Below are 17,811 nucleotides of genomic sequence, written 5' to 3'. Positions count from 1 at the left end.
TAGGTCTATGCTTCTACCAAATACCGCTCGGACAAAGGTAAACTGGCCGCACCGAGCGATCGCGCATTCGGACCCACGGTACCAGCTGCAATCACAGGCCGCTCTAAACCAGTAAGGTTGAGGCGCAGGATCTGTGATTCGACCTTTGCAATCAGCTGCTCTTTGACATCGGCGGGCATCCAGCCATCGATTTTGACACATTCAAAATCGATCAGGCTGCATGACGACACAATCGCATGGGCCAGCCCAATCGCCGCATTGTGCAGCCAGCTGTTCAGCTCTTCCTTTGGGATGTCCCAGTGATCGGTTGTCTCCCAAATCAGTCCGGCTGCTTGACCTGCACCCGCAATGGTGCGTTCAAGGGTATAGAGGCTGGCGAGGTCGATCAAAGGCTTCACGTCACCGGTCGCGATTGAAACTGGCATCGGACCCAAAGCACCCGCATTTCCACGGCCCGAATAGATAGCGCCATTCAAGACTATGCCGCCGCCAATGAAGTATCCGACGTAGAAATACAGAAAATCACGTGGGCCACCCGTTGGCCCAAATACAAGCTCGGCCCCGCAAGCGGCAGTGGCGTCGTTTTGCAGAAACACCGGGAAATCATAGATATCCGTCAGTTCCGACTGGATGTCGGCTGTGCGCCAAGGGTCCATTTCTTCTTGCGGTACCTGCAAGGTCTGGGCCCAATCCCACAGGTAAAACGGCATGGCGATTCCCAGCCCCGCGACGCGGTCTTGGGCTTCGCTGGTCAGCGCGGACATCATCTGGTCCAAGGCCTTTTTGGCAAAGCTCAACGTTGCCTGTGGTTGCGGGTATTCATAGGTTTGCCGCTCATGCATGAGCACCCGGCCCAGAAAGTCGATCAATACCAGCTCAGTGCTGCGTCGCCCGATTTTCAGCCCGAAAAACAGAGCCCCATCCGGGTTGAGTCGCATCGGGATTGATGGCTGGCCTACCTTGCCCCGCACAGGCTCGCCCCGCAGCAAGAGCCCGTCTTTTTCAAGCTGCCGCATGATCACCGAGACGGTTTGTGCGGATAAGCCCGTCATGCGCGCGATTTCAGCTTTGGCCAAGGCCTCATGCCTGCGCACCAGGGTCAGGACCAAACGCTCATTACGAGCCCGCATCCCGCTTTGGTTGGTCCCACGCACTTCGGAAACCCGATCCGAAGGCGTGCTGCTTTGTGACACCTCGACTGACACGGCTATTCCTCCCCTGCCAAAGGATGAGAACAGGTGGTCATTCTGTCAATAATAAATAAGAGTGATTTATTTATTGACTCATTTTGAGATTCTTGTGATGGTTTTGGGGCGCGAACAGGCCCGACCCGGCCGATTGCGCATATGCCAACACGGCATGGGAGAAACTGGGAGGATACTTCATGAAACTTGCGACTTTCGCAGGCGCGACAGCTTTGGCGTTAACCGTTACGGCGGGCAGTGCGTTTGCAGATACCACCGTATGTTTGATCACCAAAACCGATACCAACCCCTTCTTTGTAAAGATGAAAGAGGGTGCGACAGCCAAAGCGGAAGAACTTGGCATGACGCTCAAAGCCTTTGCCGGCAAGGTGGATGGCGACCACGAGACCCAGGTTCAGGCGATTGAGACCTGCATTCTGGACGGCGCCAAAGGCATTCTGCTCACAGCCTCTGATACCTCATCGATTGTACCCGCCGTACAGCAAGCGCGGGATGCGGGTGTTCTGGTGATTGCGCTGGATACCCCGCTGGAGCCGATTGATTCAGCGGATGCCACCTTTGCCACCGATAACTTCCTGGCGGGTCTGCTGATCGGCCAATGGGCCAAGGCGACGCTGGGCGATGCCGCAAATGACGCCAAGATCGCCACATTGGATTTGGCTGTAAGCCAACCAACAGTGGACGTGTTGCGCAATCAGGGCTTCCTACAAGGGTTTGGCGTTGATCTGGCTGACCCAAATGTGATCGGTGATGAGGATGACCCGCGTCTGGTCGGCAGCGACGTGACTGCTGGTAACGAAGAAGGCGGTCGCCGCGCGATGGAGAACCTGTTGGCCAAAGATCCGACGATTAATGTGGTCCATACGATCAACGAACCAGCTGCCGCGGGCGCGTATGAGGCGCTCAAAGCCATTGGACGTGAGAATGACGTGCTGATCGTTTCTGTCGATGGCGGTTGTCCTGGCGTTCAGAACGTGGCGGATGGCGTGATCGGCGCGACATCGCAGCAATACCCGCTGCTGATGGCCTCGCTTGGCGTCGAAGCGGTCAAGAAATGGGCCGATGAAGGCGTGAAGCCTGAAAACACGCCCGGCAAGGACTTCTTTGACACAGGCGTTGCGCTTGTCACCGGTACAGCTGCGGATGGGGTCGAGTCGATCTCGGTCGAAGAAGGCATGAACCTCTGCTGGGGTTAATCTGATCATGTAGGAGGCCGCGAAGTGGCCTCCTGCCATCTCATCACATTCTCACCCAAAAACTTGCTAAAGTGGTCCGCAGACGGGCTCTTGACGCTTGGGGGATCCATTTATGTCCGATACGCCACGACACGCCGATGATTTCGAATCTGCTGCACAGGGCAGCCCGGAACAGGTCGCTGAGTTTGAAGATCATCACCGGGGATTTGTCGGGACGGTTCAGCATTTCCTGCACGTGAACCCGTCACTTGTTCCGCTGATCGTCCTTGTGGTTGCCATTATCATATTCGGGTTGCTTTTGGGGTCGAAGTTCTTCTCACCCTTCGCGCTGACACTGATCCTGCAACAAGTGCAGATTGTTGGCATAGTTGCCGCTGCGCAAAGCCTTGTCATCCTGACCGCCGGCATTGACCTGAGCGTGGGTGCGATCATGGTCATGTCATCGGTGGTGATGGGGCAATTCACCTTTCGCTACGGACTGCCACCCACAGTCGCGATTGTCTGTGGCCTGGCGGTTGGGACGATGATCGGCGCGATCAATGGCTATCTGGTCAGCCGGATCAAACTGCCGCCTTTCATTGTAACGCTGGGCATTTGGCAGATCGTATTGGCAGCAAATTTTCTGTATTCTCAAAACGAGACAATCCGCTCGCAAGAGATTGAGGCAAACGCGCCAATCCTTCAAATATTTGGCGAAAAGTTCAACATAGGCGGTGCCGTCTTTACGGTCGGCGTGGTCTTCATGTTGGTGCTTATATTGGTGCTGGCCTACGCGCTCAGGCATACGGCGTGGGGGAGACATGTTTACGCAGTGGGCGATGATCCTGAAGCGGCTGAGCTTTCTGGCGTGAATGTGCATCGCACCCTGATGTCAGTCTATATGCTATCCGGTCTGATCTGCGCCTTCGCGGGCTGGGCCTTGATTGGTCGAATTGGTTCTGTGTCGCCAACTTCTGGCCAACTGGCGAATATCGAAAGCATAACAGCGGTCGTAATTGGTGGCATCTCTCTGTTCGGCGGACGTGGCTCGATCTTGGGGTCGCTATTTGGGGCGCTCATCGTTGGGGTGTTCACGCTGGGTCTGCGCCTGCTCGGGGCCGATGCACAATGGACCTTCCTGCTGATCGGTATCCTCATCATCGCAGCGGTCGCAGTCGACCAATGGATCAGAAAGGTATCAGCCTGATGGAACCCATTCTCAAAGGACGCAACCTTGTAAAACGCTACGGCAAGGTCACAGCACTGGACCAGTGTGACTTTGACCTGATGCCGGGTGAGATCCTGGCGGTGATCGGGGATAACGGCGCAGGTAAATCCACGCTGATCAAGGCGGTTTCCGGTGCGGTCACTCCAGATGAAGGCGATGTCTGGCTGGATGGGCAGAAGGTCCATTTTCACTCACCCATCGATGCGCGCGAAGCCGGGATTGAAACGGTTTATCAGACGCTGGCCATGTCCCCTGCACTGTCAATTGCTGACAACATGTTCATGGGGCGCGAAATTCGACGCAAGGGCCCGATGGGGTCGCTGTTTCGCATGCTCGATCGGCCCGCGATGGAAAAATTCGCACGCGACAAGCTGAGCGAACTGGGCCTGATGACCATCCAGAACATCAATCAGGCGGTTGAGACGCTGTCGGGCGGCCAGCGTCAGGGCGTCGCCGTAGCACGGGCCGCAGCCTTTGGATCGAAGGTCATCATTCTGGACGAGCCGACAGCGGCACTTGGCGTCAAAGAAAGTCGCCGGGTTCTGGAACTGATCCAGGATGTGAAATCGCGCGGCATTCCGATCATTCTGATCAGCCACAATATGCCCCATGTGTTCGAGGTCGCCGACCGCATTCATGTTCATCGTCTGGGCAAACGGCTTTGTGTTATTGATCCCAAAGACCACACCATGTCGGACGCGGTGGCCTTCATGACCGGTGCCAAAGAACCCCCGCGTGAAGGCATGGCGGCGTGAGCAACGGCAGCTCTAGCGCGCTAACACTTGCGCATCGTATTGCCGAAGCGGTCCGGGCGCTACCACGGTCTCAGACACGAGATCTGGTCGCCATCGCCGGTCCGCCAGGGGCAGGGAAGTCAACTGTCGCTGCGTTGACGCGTGACCTTTTGCAACAACAAGGGATCGCCACAGGCCTCGTGTCGATGGACGGGTTTCACTATGACAACGCCATTCTTTCTGCTCGCGATCTGCTTCCTCGCAAAGGGGCGCCTGAGACATTTGATGTTGCGGGGTTTAAAGCCTTGTTGCAGCGATTGCTGGCCGAGGGCGAGGTCGCCGTCCCGGAGTTCGACCGCGAGATCGACAAATCCATCGCCGCCCGTGCATTGGTGACACCTGGTCAGCAGCTTATTCTGGTCGAAGGCAATTATTTGTTGCTGCAAGAACCCGGCTGGTCCGATCTGTCCGAGCACTGGGCGCTGAGTGTTTTCCTCGATATTGATCTCGAAACGCTCGAAATGCGACTGCAACAGCGTTGGCTGGATCATGGTCTGCCGCCAGACGCGGCCAGAGATCGGGCATTCGCCAATGACATCCCGAATGCAAAACGCATTCTATCAAACTCGCGCCGCGCTGATCTGGTTCTAAGCTAGGTCGCCTTATGTCAGTGAATTCCGGCGGTCAGGGTCCGCACGAGCTGGCGCTGAACCAGTAGCAGGATAATGGCCGGTGGCCCCAAGGCCATCAAGGCCAGTGCCATTCCGGATGGGCTGCCCACCCCGGCATAGGTCATCCCGCTGACCAGAGTGCTATGTGTCAGGCTGGTGGTCGTGATGATGATTGGCCAGGCGTATTGGTTCCAGCCGAATACAAACAGGATCGCAAACAGAGCAGCAATCATAGGCAGGGACAGGGGCAGAACCGTATCGCGAAAAAAGCGCATTGGCCCTGCACCGTCCATTCGGGCAGCCTCCATCAATTCCACAGGAATCTGCCGCAGGAACTGGTTCAGAACCAACACGCCCAGCCCGCTGGCGGTGACGGGCAGGATCATCCCGGCGTAGGAGTTAAGAAGTCCCAAATCGTTGGCCACCGCAAAAGTAGGTAGCATACGGCTTTCGATTGGAAAGAACATAGCCAACAGGATTGCTCCGAAGATCAGGTTGCTCCACCTCAGGCGAAAAAACACCAAAGCATAGGCCGCCAGCATGGAAACGGCGCATTTCAGAATGGCAACGCCAATGGCCACAACCAATGAGTTCCACAGCATTGCGCCGGCGCTGATCGCATTGCTACTGACGCCGTTGACCCACAGATTCGTGAATAACACGCCCAGCTGTTCCACACCGACGCTGGCCACCAGTTGCCAGCCCAAAACCACAATTGGACCAGTCATCACAACCGCGCCGATCATCAGGATTGCATGGTCCAGAAGGCTGATTTTGTTCAAGCGATCGCCCAATTTCGTTGTATTTGCGTCCTTCGGCCTAGACGGGATAGACAAACCGGCCTGCGTGGTCAACGCGCGCGATGATTGATTTCCAAACAAATTGTCTATATATAGACAATATATCCAAGATTGGACACTGAGCCATGGAAATCGCAACCCTACCGCAAGATATTGCAACAGCCCCGCTACTGATCCCGGTTGGCACGGCTGATCGCGCGCGTCTCAGCGGGCCAGGGCTGCGTACATTTCGTAACATCGCCGATGCTTGGGGGCTGAGCGAGGCACAAAGGATCGCGGCGCTGGGGCATCCTGGTCGGTCGACCTATCATGCCTGGATCAAGAAAGCTGTGGATCACAAACCGATTTCTTTGCCCTTTGACACTCTGGTACGCGTTTCAGCTGTTCTGGGAATCTACAAGGCCCTGGCGATCCTGTTTCTGGATCAGGATCAGGCCGTGAAATGGCTGAGCAGCCCGCATCAGGGCACGATCTTTGCCGGGTCCTCGCCGCTGGACCTGATCGTCGGCGGCGGGCAGGACGGAATGATGAATGTGCGCCGGTATCTGGATGCCTGGCGCGGGGGTGAAATGGGTCATGGTGCGCCCGAGGGCAGTTTCGAGCCGGTTACCGAAGACGATGTGGTCTTTCTGTGAGTTGGGATTTGACCGCCTATCCCGGCGCGCAAGCCCCAACATCAACCCGTCGTATCATCCCAACCCGGTTTCCCCCTGTTCCAGCCTTCGAGGCCGTGACCAGCGAGGACGATCTATCAGATATCTTTGAGCTTGAAGGCTGGACCAATGACCGGATGGTGGCCACGCGACTATCGCGGCTGGATCGGTCACAATGGGTCTATGGTCGACCGAATGCCAGCATTGTCATGTCCTCGTTTCTGCACGGGTCGGTCACGGGCATGCGCTTTACCTCAGCGGTTTTGGGGGCATGGTATGCTGCAACTGATCTGATGACCTCGGTGCTCGAGGTCGCCAATGGGTTGCGCAAGGAAATCACCTTGTCTGGTTTGAACCATAAGCGCGAATCCTATCGGGAGTATGAGGCGCGGCTGATCGGAACTTTTATCGATGTTTTCGGTCGACACCCCGAGTTTCATGACCCCGATGATGCGACCTATCCTACCCCTCAACGTTTTGGCGAATATGTCCGCCAGACAGGGTCTGCAGTAGCGCGCGTGGGTATCCGGTACGAAAGTGTACGCCGACCGGGCCATGAGAACTGGGTTTGTTTTGTGCCGCCCGCCGTGCAGGATGTTGTGCAAGCCCGCCATTTTGAGATCGATGTGCGGCCAAGCGGTAAAGTCACCGTTGAAGAACTGCGGTAATTGTCACGTCAGACTGGACTGATCGAGCACGTTTGAAAACCGCAATTCCCATGTAAATTCAGCGAGAATCCTATTTACTGAGCGTCGCGACCGGTGCACATTTAGACATGCCTTATTTTGAGCGAAAACCTTATGCCAGCATGATTGACGCCGTCGCCCCGACTGCGCCTGTGTTGGATCAGACACCGTTAACTGAACTGGCCCGGCGCGTATTGGATGCGGAAAGTGGTCAGAAACTGCCGCTGGACGGGCCGTTTCAATGCCGCACAGTTTGCACTCCCGGCAGCAAAGGAACAATTGTTTTATCGGTTGCCGCCCCTGCTGATGGTGAAACGGTGGAGTTGCGGTTTGAACCCGGTGACCTGACCAATGAGGAAGGAGCTGTGATCCCAGCAGATCGGCTGCGTGTCGACCCACCAGCGGTGCGGCTTGCACCGGGCGAAGTGGGTGAAGTGCGCGTCATACTGACGGTGCATGATCTGGCCGAACCGGGCCGTTATCACGGGCGGGTTCACAGCTTCGGGTCAGAGACATCTGCCATGGTGGTGATCTTCGAGATTGTGGACGGGTGATCTTGCCCGCTAGACCTGCCTTTCGACCAGATAATCCATGAACTGACCCAGGAAAGCACGCGGCCCGCCTTCGGCACCGGCAAAGACATGTTCGAATTCCTGACGGGCGGATTGTAGCAGATCATCTGCGCCACGTTGGGCATATTCGACGCATCCATAGTGATGCATCCGGTCCAGTACCCAGTCCACATCATGGGCTGACCTGTTTTGCCTTGGGTTGGACAGGAATTGAGTCAGCCGGTCTTTTTCGCGCGTTTCACCATGCTGGCTCAACTGGCTCAGCATCAAGGTCCGTTTGCCTTCGTAGATATCGCCTCCGATTTCCTTACCATATTTGTCCTGACTGCCGACAAGGTTCAGAACATCATCCTGTATCTGAAAGGCAGCACCCAGAAAGAAGCCAAACGCGTTGAAATCGTCCAGATTGAGCTTGCCCGAGGCGACATCTTCCGGTCGTGCGATCAGCGCCCCAATCCGCATTGGGTGAATGAAGCTGTACCAGCAGGTCTTTTTCAAACACATATTCAGATAGTCGGCCGGGGTCACATCCAGCCGGTTGTCCCGGATCCAGCCAAGTTCGATCGCCTGGCCCTCGATGGATTGCATCAGCAGGTGGTCAAACTCATCCAAAACACGGGCCGAGGTCTCCGGGCCAAGCGGATCAAGATTGTCGCGCAGCAGACGCAGCGCCATGGCTTGCATACCGTCGCCTGTATTGATGGCCATCGGAACGCCAAGGCGCTTGTGCATGCACTCCCTGCCTCGGCGGAAATCGCTGACATCTTCGATGTCATCATGGATCAGAAAGGCATTGTGCAGCAGTTCGATCACTGCAGCCGAGACCATGGCGTCATCGGTTTTACCGCCGAACGCCTCGCACGTGGCCAGCAGCAACGCGGGGCGCAAGCCTTTGCCCGAGGTCTCGATATAGTCGCGCATCGGGCCGTAAAGATAGTCCTGCGGCTCGGTCATGGGCAACCGCGCCAGCAATGCCTGACGTGCCTGATCCCCATATTGGGTCAGCTGTTCCAGAAAGCCCTGCGTTGCTGCCGGATCCAATTGCGCGGTTGATGCGCCCACGGGTTCAACCCTTCTGCGTAATAGTGACTTTGCGACCTGAGGTGCCACCTGCGCGGCCGCCCTTCGGGTTAGACTTTGAGTTCAAAGACGTTCCCATAACGCGATTGACCCCGGGCAAAGACGAGGGTTCGGCACTATTTCCGACGACATCCAGGGCCGCTGTTTCAGCCTGTTCAGCACCGGGTATCGGAATGTCGACGCCGGGCACATAAGACGCCATCAGATCGTATAGTGCTTCTGGTGGGCAGACCATACGCAGCGCGTCTGCCACGGCAGGTTCTTCGACAACCCCACCCGGTTTCGAGTACTCGCTGGCCGCAGGTCCCACCGCAGCCAACGGTCCCTCGCCACCACCGGTCGTGCCGGTTGTATCTTGTGCAGACCGCAACGAGGCCTGAACCGCCTCAGAAAACCTCTCATCCCACGGTAAGCCAGCCTGATACCGCGCGTAGTCATAGGCACGCAACGGGCGCAGGATGTCAGGTTCATGCAGATCCCAAATTTTGCAGCGTTCGGCATCCGAACCGCTGCGCCGCAATATGCCGTTGACCGCCCGCCGGGCGGCCTCGTTCGCGCCCTCCATCGTGGCGAGATCGGTATAGGTGCGCACATAGTCCGACGCCAAAAAGAAATTTTGGATCAGCGTGGCCGCGTTCGGGCGCAGGCGCCATGTATTGATACGGTTGACCAGTAATGGCTCGACATTGGTCATGCGAGAGGGATGTTCCGGGTCGGCCACAATATCGGGATCGAGGAACCAATAGTGCATATCCTCGTCCCGCAGAATGGTCTGGCCATCCACATTGAGGCTGCGCTTGAGCTGTGCCCAGACTTCATCTGCAATTTCGTCGCGGGTGCAGTTGCGCGCGGTCTTGCCATTCATCCCGGGCTTATCCCACTCGGAGATATCGATAGACAGCAAGCCCTTTGTTTTACCCTCGGCCCAATTCTCGAAGTTGATATCGGGCCAGAACTGTTTTTGCGACACTGCGGTCAGGGCCCAAGGACTGTCGATAAAGATCACATGACCATGGGTCAGTTCAACCTCTTTTGTCAGGTAATACTGGATGCCATTCATCCACTGCACGTTTTCGGCCAGCAGTTTCAGCTTGGCCAAGGCGGGGTCAATGGCAGTCATGGCCGGGGTCACAAGTGGAGCGATCCGTTCGATCGGCAAGGCGCTAATGAACCAGTCTCCGGTCACGGTTTCCTGCCGCCCATCGCGTTCGACCGTTGCGCTGACAACGCGCCCGTCCTGACATTCGATCCCGGTTACTTTCGAGTCGAACTTGTAGACCACCCCTTTGCTTTCAAGGTAGTTGAGCCAGGGTTGTATCCAGACTAGATTGGTCGGCCCATTCAGCAGCCTGTTACAATGAGGCTCGGGTGTGGCAATGCCCATCTGCAATTGGATGGCGATATCACCGACGGTCTTTGTGCTGGCCGTGTTCGCCTTGGCCGCCACCAGTGATCGCGTCAGGCCGATGGCCAGGAATTTCTGATACGCCTCTGACCGTTCCTCGGCCCCTATGAAATCCCACCAGCCGGTGCGCTCATATTCGTCATCGCGGCGCTCTTTGCACGAAGTGGCGATCCGCCACATGCAGCTAAGGAAATGCTCGACATCTTCGAAACCAATCTGGTCTCGAGGCGAGATCGTATAGGCGAACGTCTTAAGCGCGTCGGCGAATTCTTTCAAAGATCGTGGAAACCGCTCGGGTACGATGATGCCGGGCTTGTCAAACTGGCAGACAAGAACTTGGGTTGTCGGCATTAGATTGTCGTAACAGGTCCCCTTGTCGTAGTAGGGCGTGCGCGCCATCGTATCGGTGATATGCCGGTAGAAATTTGGAAAGAACCGGAACCCGTGCTCCCCAGGTAGCCATGGTCGTTTGACGCCGGGCGGGAAATCAGCGCCATCCATATCAACCCATTGCTGCAGCGCTTTGATATGCTTGGCCTTTGATCCGCGATCATCTTCGCTTTTCATCACGGGAATGCTGCGCGCCTTGCCGCCTGCAATCAGCTGGCGTTCGTGAACTTCAACTTCAAAGCCACGTTCGATCAGCTCATGCGCGGCGCTCATCCCGGCCACGCCTCCGCCCAGTATGACGACCTTCTTAGCCATCGGATGTTCCTTTCGCGGAATAGACGTCAAAACGTAGAGTCACATCAGACAGGCTGGCCTGCCCAATCCCAAATCCTTGCACCCGGTTCAACCAAGTATAGCGCGCGTTTGACGTCAAATATCGAGAGGCGATGCGCACGGGGGCCGTGGCGGGCAACTGCCCCTTGCAAAGCGCAGCGAACCCAGATTGCCCAAAATCACAGATGCCGCTGTCATCGAACATGATCGGCGCGCCACCATCTGAGGGTTTGATCATCGCTTTGGCATGCAGGCTCCCAACACCGTCCGGACGGACCTGCATCCAATCACCGCCAACGGGTTCTATTGTGCCGTTCAGCTTTGAGCCCGTGACGGTGCCGCCGTCGCGGATTGCAAAATGCAACCAAACGCCATCCGGGGTTTCGCCCGTTGCATGAAAATTAGCCTCAAAGGGCACAACGAAATGCGCAATATGTTCCAGAGAGGGTGACGGCTGATCTGCCTTTGTTATCTTGGCAGGTTCAGGCTTCGCTATCGTCTGTTGGCCCGGGTCGACCTCTCGTCCACTCGCGGTTAGAACCGGTCGCCATGCCAAAGGGTGCCCTTTCATGGCCATTGGCAAAGCTGCCGCAAATTGCTGCATTCCAGTCTGCGGATCACAGCCTACAGGCCACCCCCGGACCGCGCGTTCAGGCCCACCGTTTTCTGAGAAGATCAGACGCAGTGTGTCATGCGATGACACTGCGGGTCCGGCCTCAACCAGAACCCGTTGTACACCACTGGCCACCTGCGTGACCGCCTCGGACCAACGCAGAGTAACCCCTTTATCGGTGAACTCGCGCATGACCATGTCCAGATCAGAACGAGATTGTGGTGACGGCCTCGCCTTCTTTGACCCTCAGGCGGAACTTCTGCTGGACACGGAAGATATTGTCACCATCGGCCGAAGTTTGCAGATACTTCACCGAGATATCCGATGGCACGACGATCTCAATCGGTGCACCTTGCAGCGAGACCAGAATGGCCTTGTCCTCGGGAATAGCGCCCGAGCGCAGCAGTGGACCATCCAGGAACGGCAGGATGCTGTCGCGCGGCAAAACCATTGAGTTTGGCAAAGGCGTCGTGATCGCCCGGAACAGAGTGTTGCCCATCACACAGGCAAATGGCCCCAGATGGCCTTCGGTCTCCAGCTTATTGATCCCGGCAACAACCGCCTGAAAGACTTCGTCTCCGGTGGGTGTAGCCCCGGCTTTGGTGCCTGTGGTCGGGTTTTTTGCCCCTTCTTGCAACAGGCCATCATACTTGCCGCCACCGCTGATCGTGTAGACTTCGGGCAGCTTTTCGGGGCCTACTGGGGTTGGGCCTTTTCCGGTGCCGGGTTGGCCGTTGAAGACAATCAGATCTTCTACGCGGGCAACTACTGCGGCTGCGCGGCGGAACATGATCTGAGCTGCTGACAATTCAGGATCCGACATCTGGGCGTTTTTAAGGTAAACATTGACCGACACTGTCGACAATCGGGTTGTGTCGTAGTCATTCACGACAAAGCGCTTCGCGGCCCCACCCGGCGATGCGGCAAGTTCAAGACTGTTCAAGGGAACGGCTTGGGTGTCGGCGGGCAGAGGCCCATAGAGCGGCAGGAAGCTGGCCGCAACACGCGCGCGCAACGCTTCATCGTGAACAACCTGACTTATGGTACTCCACTGCTCTTGACTCCAATCAAGTGCTTCGGTCATCAAAAATCCCTCCTGCTGGGACTGCTCAACTAATATTGGCAGCTTTATCTATTGTTGTTTCAGCGCTCAGCGTTTCCAACAGCCGCCGGGCACGATCTTCTAATACAATGGCACCAGTATCTTGGGCCAATTGTAGCGCAGTTTCCGCTTCGGACATAGCTTTGTCTATATCGCCCAGTGCGGCAAAGGCCTTGGCCCGGACGCGGTGATATTCAGGCTTGTTTAACAGCTCACCACGGGCCCATCCGGGCTGGCAAACACGTTCAAGCCGGTCCAGCGCCTGTTCGATATTGCCCTGATCGATTTGCAGTTCTGACAAAACGATCTGGTTTTGCGGGAAGGTAAAATTGCCACCCGCGTTCGAGACCATGTCCATATAGGTTTCAACCCGCGCTGCACCGCCGTCGACATCGCCCATTCCGGCCTGCGCAAGGCCCATGTAGATGTCCTGCATCGCGTGCAGATACAGAAAGCCCTCTTCATCCGCGATCTGACGGGCTTCTTTCATCGTTTTGTCCATCCGTTCCCACTCACCCGCATAAGGCAGGAACATCGAACAGGCGCCCATGATATAAACCAGATTGGGCGCGTGTTTCAGGGATCGGCTAATCTCGATCGATTCCAGACGGGCGGCTTCGGCCTCGTCAAACTGGCCCAATTGCCATAACAGGCAGCCCCGGATCGCATGCAGGGACGCGGCGGTCGAGGACTGCGTCATTGGAAGCGTCGCAGCATCCAGTTCCGGCGAGATCAGATCAAGCCCCCGTGCGACCTGAGCCTGGCACGCTTCGAAATCACCTTGAAAGTAGTGTGTGAAACTCAGTGCGCGCGCCGCAAGAACGTTGGTAACGGGGTCCTTTGCCACGCTTGCCATCCCATCAAGCGCCTGCCCCATTTCCATCGCACGATTCATTTCTCCAGCCACGAAGAAATGGGTCCAGCGGCAGAAGGTGGCGGCAAACAGCGTTTCGCCATCGCCAAGCGCCTGCGCCAGTTCCATGGCGCGCGCGGCGGTTTGGGCAACCTGATCCGAGGACCAACCGTAGATTGCCATATAGGCAGGCAGCACGTTCATCTGAACGCGCAGTTCCAATCCATCCCGTTCGGCGGCGCCGGGCAGCGTTTCGATGTTTCGCAGCGCGGCCCGGAAGGCCGATATGGCAGGTAGGTTCGCAAGCCGCGAGAGGGCCTGTTCCCCGGCGGTGACCCAATGCGTCACCGCTTCATCATTCAGCCCGCCAAGATCGCAGTGGTGGGCAACCGTATCCGGGGCGGGTGTGCCAAAGGCCTTGTTACCGTCCAACAGAGCCCGAGCAATCTTCAGATGGATCTTCTCGCGGTCATCACGCAGCAACGAGCTATAGGCGGTATCCTGAACAAGCGCGTGATTAAATGTATATGTGGCGGTGCCTGCCTTGCTTGTGGCCAGCACCAGCCCGGCGGCCATCAACTGGATCAGAGCCGCATCCACATCGGTATCATCCGGTGCAACAGCACGGATCATCGGCGCGGTGAAGCTGCGGCCGATCACCGACCCAAGCTGTGCAATCGGTTTCGCATTTTCCATGCGGTCAAGACGTGACATCAGCGAATCTTGCAGGGTCGTCGGGATGCTCAGTGCATCCAGAACAGCGGTATCGATCGGCGCGTCCTGTGGCAGCTGATCCAGAACGGCCTTGGTCATTTCCTCGATATAGAGCGGAACGCCATCCGCCTTCTCGATGATCTGCCTGATCAGGATCACCGGCAGGCTGCGCGGTTCCGCTACGCGGCGCACCAGTTCAGATGCTTCGGTTTTGCCCAGCGGGGTCAAGTCAATGAACTCTGCCCGACCAGTGAAATGCTCGGGCGGTTGGTATTCCGGGCGGTGTGACATGACCACAAGGATCGGGAATTGTTCCAAAACGCCGAACAGCGCATCCAGCGCATCCAGTGTTGTCGCATCCGCCCAATGCACATCTTCCAATACCAGCAGCATCGAGCCGTTGTAGTCGCAGATGCTGGCCGTGCATCGGATCAACATGTCCAACGACATGCGCGCCTTTTTCATCGGGTCGGATTCTATTGGTGCTTCCGTAGCAAGGCCCGCAAGGTCCAACAACAGGGGAACATCTGCTTCGGTCAGCCGGGTCGAGCGTTCAGCAAACTTCGAGATCGCAGCGCGAACGTCTGTTTCGTCAGACCCATGGCGTGACAGGCTGCGCAGCTTTCCCTGAAGCGGATGTAGCGGCAAACTGGCCAGATGGGGCACACATTGCAGCGTAATGGGTTCAGTGCCCAGAGTTTCGGACAGTGATTTTATCAAACGCGACTTGCCAATTCCCGGCGCGCCGCCAACAAAGGCCAATTGACCTGTGCCAGCCTTCGCACGCTCCCACAGGTCCGTCAGCGTTGACAGATGGTTCTGTCGAGAAACAAGGGTCACAGCCGATGGCCCTGAACGCGCATCAAAGCGGCTGGATGACAGTGTCTCGGACACCACGCGATACACGGTGCGTTCGTTCTGAAACCCTTTGAGTTCGTGACTGCCGCGCGGCTCGAATTCGAACGTGCCTTTGGTCAGCTGCTGCGTTTCCGAAGAAACGATTACCTCGCCCGGATTGGCAAGCCCTTGTAGGCGCGAGGCCAGGTTTGCAGTTTCACCGACAAGAAAATCCTCTGTCCCCAGGCTTTTTGAGGTGACGACACCCACAACGACAAGGCCCGTGGCAATCCCGGCGCGCAGATTCAGGTTTTCGCCAAACTTCGTATCCAGATTCTGCACAGCTTCGATGGTTTCCAGAACGGCCCGAACCGCACGTTCGGCATCATCTTCCATCGCTTTGGGGTAGCCGAAATACATCATGATCCCATCGCCCTGGCGATACGCCAGATGGCAACCATGCCGTTTCATCGTACCGATGGCCGTATCCAGATACAGCGTCATGATCTGCATCAGCTCTTCTGGATCATAACGCTGAGCCAGTTGGGTTGACCCCACCAGATCGCAAAATACCAGCGTCAACTGGCGCCGTTCCGCCACGCGAGAAACCTGCGGGTCATCCGCAATATCCAGTGTTTTCAATGCGATCTGAGCTTGGCGAAAGCGCTTTCGCTGACCTACCGTCAGGCCCAGATCGCGCAGATCAGGATCGGTCAGATCATCGAGAATGTCATCCGAGACTTCTTCTTCGGCAAATCGGGGCAAAAACTCTTCCAGCCCGGCCTGGGCAAGGACTTTGCCAAGACGGGTTGAATGGGTGACAAGTTTTGTCATGACCCCTCGCCCATGTTAGTGTCCCCCTGCTGACGCTCGCTCTTTGCGCCAGAATATCGGCAATACCCCACCGAATCCATATTTTTGGAAGAGCGTATTTCCAAACGTGTCGACGTATCTTGCAGAAGTTACAGGAAATTTCCAGACTTTAAGTTACGCGAACGTCAATTCACTAAATATTAGTGACTTATGCATCGACGTTATTCGATATTGCAGGATCGATGCCGATTCTTCTGCAAGTCCGGGTCTGGATGACGGGGTTTGTTTTTTGCCCAACCGTCTTTCCTAACCTGCACGAAACCTGCACGAAAGCCCCCCGATCCCTACGCGCACAGATCGGTAAAGCTGCATTTGGCATGGGCAGGTTTGCCAACAATCAGACTGGCAAACAAGGGGCAGAACATGAGGCAAGAGCTGATCATCCAAGGCGTTCCCGACCGCATCAAACGCGATGCGTGGTGGTTGGAAACGATCACCACACCGCAGCAAGATCACCCTCGCAGCACAAAACCAGACGGCGCGTTGCTCAGCGCGGTTCGTATTCAGCACGCGATCCCGGTGTTGGCGGCGCTGATCACATTAGCGGATTGGTTGTTTTGGAAGCAGCCACTGGGCATTTCGATTGCGGTGTTTGCGGTGGTTCTGTCAGCTGCGATCATGTTTGCCAAACGCGAACGGCCCAGCAGATCGGAATGGATTTGGGCAATCGGATTTACTGCTTTATGCAATCTGCCGGTGGCGATTGATCTTCAATTCCTGTCGGTGCTGTTCAGTCTGGGCGGCGTTATCTGTCTGGCGGTTTGGGTTGTTTATGGTGGAAAGTCGAATGAAGGCGCAGCAGTGCGGTTGGCGTTCCGCTTGCCGACTATTGGCGCTGCTATGCTGATCCGAGACGTCCTGTCGGAAAAACACGATGTCAATTTGGGCACGGGTCTGCGAAGCCACGCAGCGTCATTGCTGTTGCCGCTGATCATGGGGGTGGTGTTTCTGGCCTTGTTGGCCATCGCAAACCCAGTGCTTGAAAACGTGATTGAGGCGCTTGATCCGGGGTATCTGCTTGCAAGCGAGTTCTGGTTTCGCGCCTTGTTCTGGGGCATATGTGCCTGTCTGATCTGGCCTTACCTGAACCTCAGCGACCCGTGGCTGGGTCCAAGGACCCGCCAACCTGTTGCTCCGATGGCCGGGCCTGCCCGATCCGCTTTCTTGATCAACCCGGCGTCTGTGCGCAATTCGTTGATGCTGTTCAATCTTCTGTTTCTTGTGCAGACGGTCATGGACCTTGGCATCCTGACCGGTGGCGTCGCGCTGCCCGAGGGAATGAGCTATGCGACCTATGCCCACCGGGGCGCCTATCCCTTGGTCGTGACCGCCTTGCTGGCAGGGTTGTTCACCTTGGCAACCCACTCCATGATCAGAACCGACGCAACGCTGCGGGCGCTGGTCTATTTGTGGCTTGCGCAGAACGTGTTTCTGGTGGTGACCGCAGCCTTTCGATTGCAATTCTATGTTGAGGCCTACGCACTGACCCATCTGCGGGTCGCCGCCTTCATCTGGATGGCGCTGGTGATGATTGGGCTGGTTCTGACCCTGTTGCAAATCCACCTGGGTCAAACCCGTGTCTGGCTACTGCGGCGGTGCTTTGTGGCGACGCTGGTCACATTATATGCCTGTTGCTTTGTAAATTTTGCTGAAATCATTGCCAACTACAACCTGCGTCACGGAGATGTTGCTTCACGCGATGGTTACTACATTTGCAACCTGGGCACTGACGCTTACCCCGTCATCCACGCCTACGAGCTTGAGACCAACCAACAGCTGTGTGGCAGATCTATGCGCTACGCCCTAAACCGAAACCGTATCGACACATGGCGCGAATGGGGCTTTCGGAGATGGCGAATCCAAGCCTATTATCAGCAACACATCTAA

At 56.6% G+C, this 17,811-nt stretch carries 15 protein-coding genes; 8 read left to right on the top strand and 7 right to left on the bottom strand.

Features of this window, described 5'->3' with window-relative positions; genetic code table 11:
* Positions 1-5 precede the first annotated feature (5 nt).
* On the bottom strand, positions 6-1,130 hold the full coding sequence (locus ACR0JX_RS15665) for an ROK family transcriptional regulator (RefSeq protein WP_480544780.1): 1,125 nt from the start codon (positions 1,128-1,130) through the stop codon (positions 6-8).
* 254 nt (positions 1,131-1,384) lie between these two features.
* On the opposite strand from ACR0JX_RS15665, the gene ACR0JX_RS15660 reads away from it, so the two are divergent.
* The 4 genes from ACR0JX_RS15660 (at position 1,385) to ACR0JX_RS15645 (ending at position 4,998) form a co-directional block, all read left to right on the top strand.
* Positions 1,385-2,401: a substrate-binding domain-containing protein gene (locus ACR0JX_RS15660; RefSeq protein ID WP_480544717.1), complete on the top strand. Its 1,017-nt coding sequence runs from the start codon at positions 1,385-1,387 to the stop codon at positions 2,399-2,401.
* A gap of 112 nt (positions 2,402-2,513) precedes the next feature.
* Positions 2,514-3,587: an ABC transporter permease gene (locus ACR0JX_RS15655; protein WP_480544716.1), complete on the top strand. Its 1,074-nt coding sequence runs from the start codon at positions 2,514-2,516 to the stop codon at positions 3,585-3,587.
* Complete coding sequence (locus tag ACR0JX_RS15650) at positions 3,587-4,363, top strand: ATP-binding cassette domain-containing protein (protein ID WP_480544779.1); 777 nt, start codon at positions 3,587-3,589, stop codon at positions 4,361-4,363. The genes ACR0JX_RS15655 and ACR0JX_RS15650 overlap by 1 nt, the downstream gene beginning before the upstream one ends.
* The gene (locus ACR0JX_RS15645; RefSeq protein ID WP_480544715.1) at positions 4,360-4,998 is read left to right on the top strand and encodes a nucleoside/nucleotide kinase family protein; all 639 of its coding nucleotides are present in this window, start codon (positions 4,360-4,362) and stop codon (positions 4,996-4,998) included. The genes ACR0JX_RS15650 and ACR0JX_RS15645 overlap by 4 nt, the downstream gene beginning before the upstream one ends.
* Positions 4,999-5,009: 11 nt before the next feature.
* Here ACR0JX_RS15645 and ACR0JX_RS15640 read toward each other — a convergent pair whose 3' ends face one another.
* Positions 5,010-5,795, bottom strand: coding sequence for an ABC transporter permease subunit (locus tag ACR0JX_RS15640; protein WP_480544714.1), 786 nt, complete (start codon positions 5,793-5,795; stop codon positions 5,010-5,012).
* A gap of 143 nt (positions 5,796-5,938) precedes the next feature.
* On the opposite strand from ACR0JX_RS15640, the gene ACR0JX_RS15635 reads away from it, so the two are divergent.
* From ACR0JX_RS15635 to ACR0JX_RS15625, 3 genes are all read left to right on the top strand, one after another.
* Positions 5,939-6,448, top strand: a complete 510-nt coding sequence (locus tag ACR0JX_RS15635; RefSeq protein ID WP_480544713.1) for an antitoxin Xre/MbcA/ParS toxin-binding domain-containing protein — start codon at positions 5,939-5,941, stop codon at positions 6,446-6,448.
* The gene (locus ACR0JX_RS15630; RefSeq protein WP_480544712.1) at positions 6,445-7,134 is read left to right on the top strand and encodes an RES family NAD+ phosphorylase; all 690 of its coding nucleotides are present in this window, start codon (positions 6,445-6,447) and stop codon (positions 7,132-7,134) included. The genes ACR0JX_RS15635 and ACR0JX_RS15630 overlap by 4 nt, the downstream gene beginning before the upstream one ends.
* Before the next feature lie 107 nt (positions 7,135-7,241).
* On the top strand, positions 7,242-7,706 hold the full coding sequence (locus ACR0JX_RS15625; RefSeq protein WP_480544711.1) for a hypothetical protein: 465 nt from the start codon (positions 7,242-7,244) through the stop codon (positions 7,704-7,706).
* A gap of 9 nt (positions 7,707-7,715) precedes the next feature.
* Here ACR0JX_RS15625 and ACR0JX_RS15620 read toward each other — a convergent pair whose 3' ends face one another.
* Genes ACR0JX_RS15620 through ACR0JX_RS15600 form a run of 5 tightly spaced genes read right to left on the bottom strand, consistent with a single transcriptional unit; the run spans position 7,716 to position 15,885 of the window.
* Entirely contained in the window at positions 7,716-8,786 is a 1,071-nt protein-coding gene (locus ACR0JX_RS15620; protein ID WP_480544710.1) for a polyprenyl synthetase family protein, read from the bottom strand.
* Between the two features lie 4 nt (positions 8,787-8,790).
* Positions 8,791-10,914 (bottom strand): hydroxysqualene dehydroxylase, encoded by a 2,124-nt coding sequence (locus ACR0JX_RS15615; RefSeq protein ID WP_480544709.1) that lies wholly within the window; start codon positions 10,912-10,914, stop codon positions 8,791-8,793.
* Positions 10,907-11,737: a DUF3237 domain-containing protein gene (locus ACR0JX_RS15610; protein WP_170535160.1), complete on the bottom strand. Its 831-nt coding sequence runs from the start codon at positions 11,735-11,737 to the stop codon at positions 10,907-10,909. The genes ACR0JX_RS15615 and ACR0JX_RS15610 overlap by 8 nt, the downstream gene beginning before the upstream one ends.
* A gap of 13 nt (positions 11,738-11,750) precedes the next feature.
* Entirely contained in the window at positions 11,751-12,629 is an 879-nt protein-coding gene (locus ACR0JX_RS15605) for an encapsulin (protein ID WP_480544708.1), read from the bottom strand.
* 25 nt (positions 12,630-12,654) lie between these two features.
* Positions 12,655-15,885: an adenylate/guanylate cyclase domain-containing protein gene (locus tag ACR0JX_RS15600; RefSeq protein WP_480544707.1), complete on the bottom strand. Its 3,231-nt coding sequence runs from the start codon at positions 15,883-15,885 to the stop codon at positions 12,655-12,657.
* A gap of 402 nt (positions 15,886-16,287) precedes the next feature.
* On the opposite strand from ACR0JX_RS15600, the gene ACR0JX_RS15595 reads away from it, so the two are divergent.
* Positions 16,288-17,811 (top strand): DUF4153 domain-containing protein, encoded by a 1,524-nt coding sequence (locus tag ACR0JX_RS15595; RefSeq protein WP_480544706.1) that lies wholly within the window; start codon positions 16,288-16,290, stop codon positions 17,809-17,811.

This window comes from Ruegeria sp. AH7, from assembly GCF_056541325.1.
This window is presented reverse-complemented; position numbering and strand designations above follow the sequence as displayed.

Coding starts and splice junctions, on each gene's coding strand:
- ACR0JX_RS15595 (WP_480544706.1), top strand. CDS start 16,288: ATGAGGCAAGAGCTGATCATCCAAGGCGTTCCCGACCGCATCAAACGC.
- ACR0JX_RS15625 (WP_480544711.1), top strand. CDS start 7,242: ATGCCTTATTTTGAGCGAAAACCTTATGCCAGCATGATTGACGCCGTC.
- ACR0JX_RS15650 (WP_480544779.1), top strand. CDS start 3,587: ATGGAACCCATTCTCAAAGGACGCAACCTTGTAAAACGCTACGGCAAG.
- ACR0JX_RS15660 (WP_480544717.1), top strand. CDS start 1,385: ATGAAACTTGCGACTTTCGCAGGCGCGACAGCTTTGGCGTTAACCGTT.
- ACR0JX_RS15665 (WP_480544780.1), bottom strand. CDS start 1,130: ATGCGGGCTCGTAATGAGCGTTTGGTCCTGACCCTGGTGCGCAGGCAT.
- ACR0JX_RS15600 (WP_480544707.1), bottom strand. CDS start 15,885: ATGACAAAACTTGTCACCCATTCAACCCGTCTTGGCAAAGTCCTTGCC.
- ACR0JX_RS15635 (WP_480544713.1), top strand. CDS start 5,939: ATGGAAATCGCAACCCTACCGCAAGATATTGCAACAGCCCCGCTACTG.
- ACR0JX_RS15610 (WP_170535160.1), bottom strand. CDS start 11,737: ATGCGCGAGTTCACCGATAAAGGGGTTACTCTGCGTTGGTCCGAGGCG.
- ACR0JX_RS15605 (WP_480544708.1), bottom strand. CDS start 12,629: ATGACCGAAGCACTTGATTGGAGTCAAGAGCAGTGGAGTACCATAAGT.
- ACR0JX_RS15655 (WP_480544716.1), top strand. CDS start 2,514: ATGTCCGATACGCCACGACACGCCGATGATTTCGAATCTGCTGCACAG.
- ACR0JX_RS15615 (WP_480544709.1), bottom strand. CDS start 10,914: ATGGCTAAGAAGGTCGTCATACTGGGCGGAGGCGTGGCCGGGATGAGC.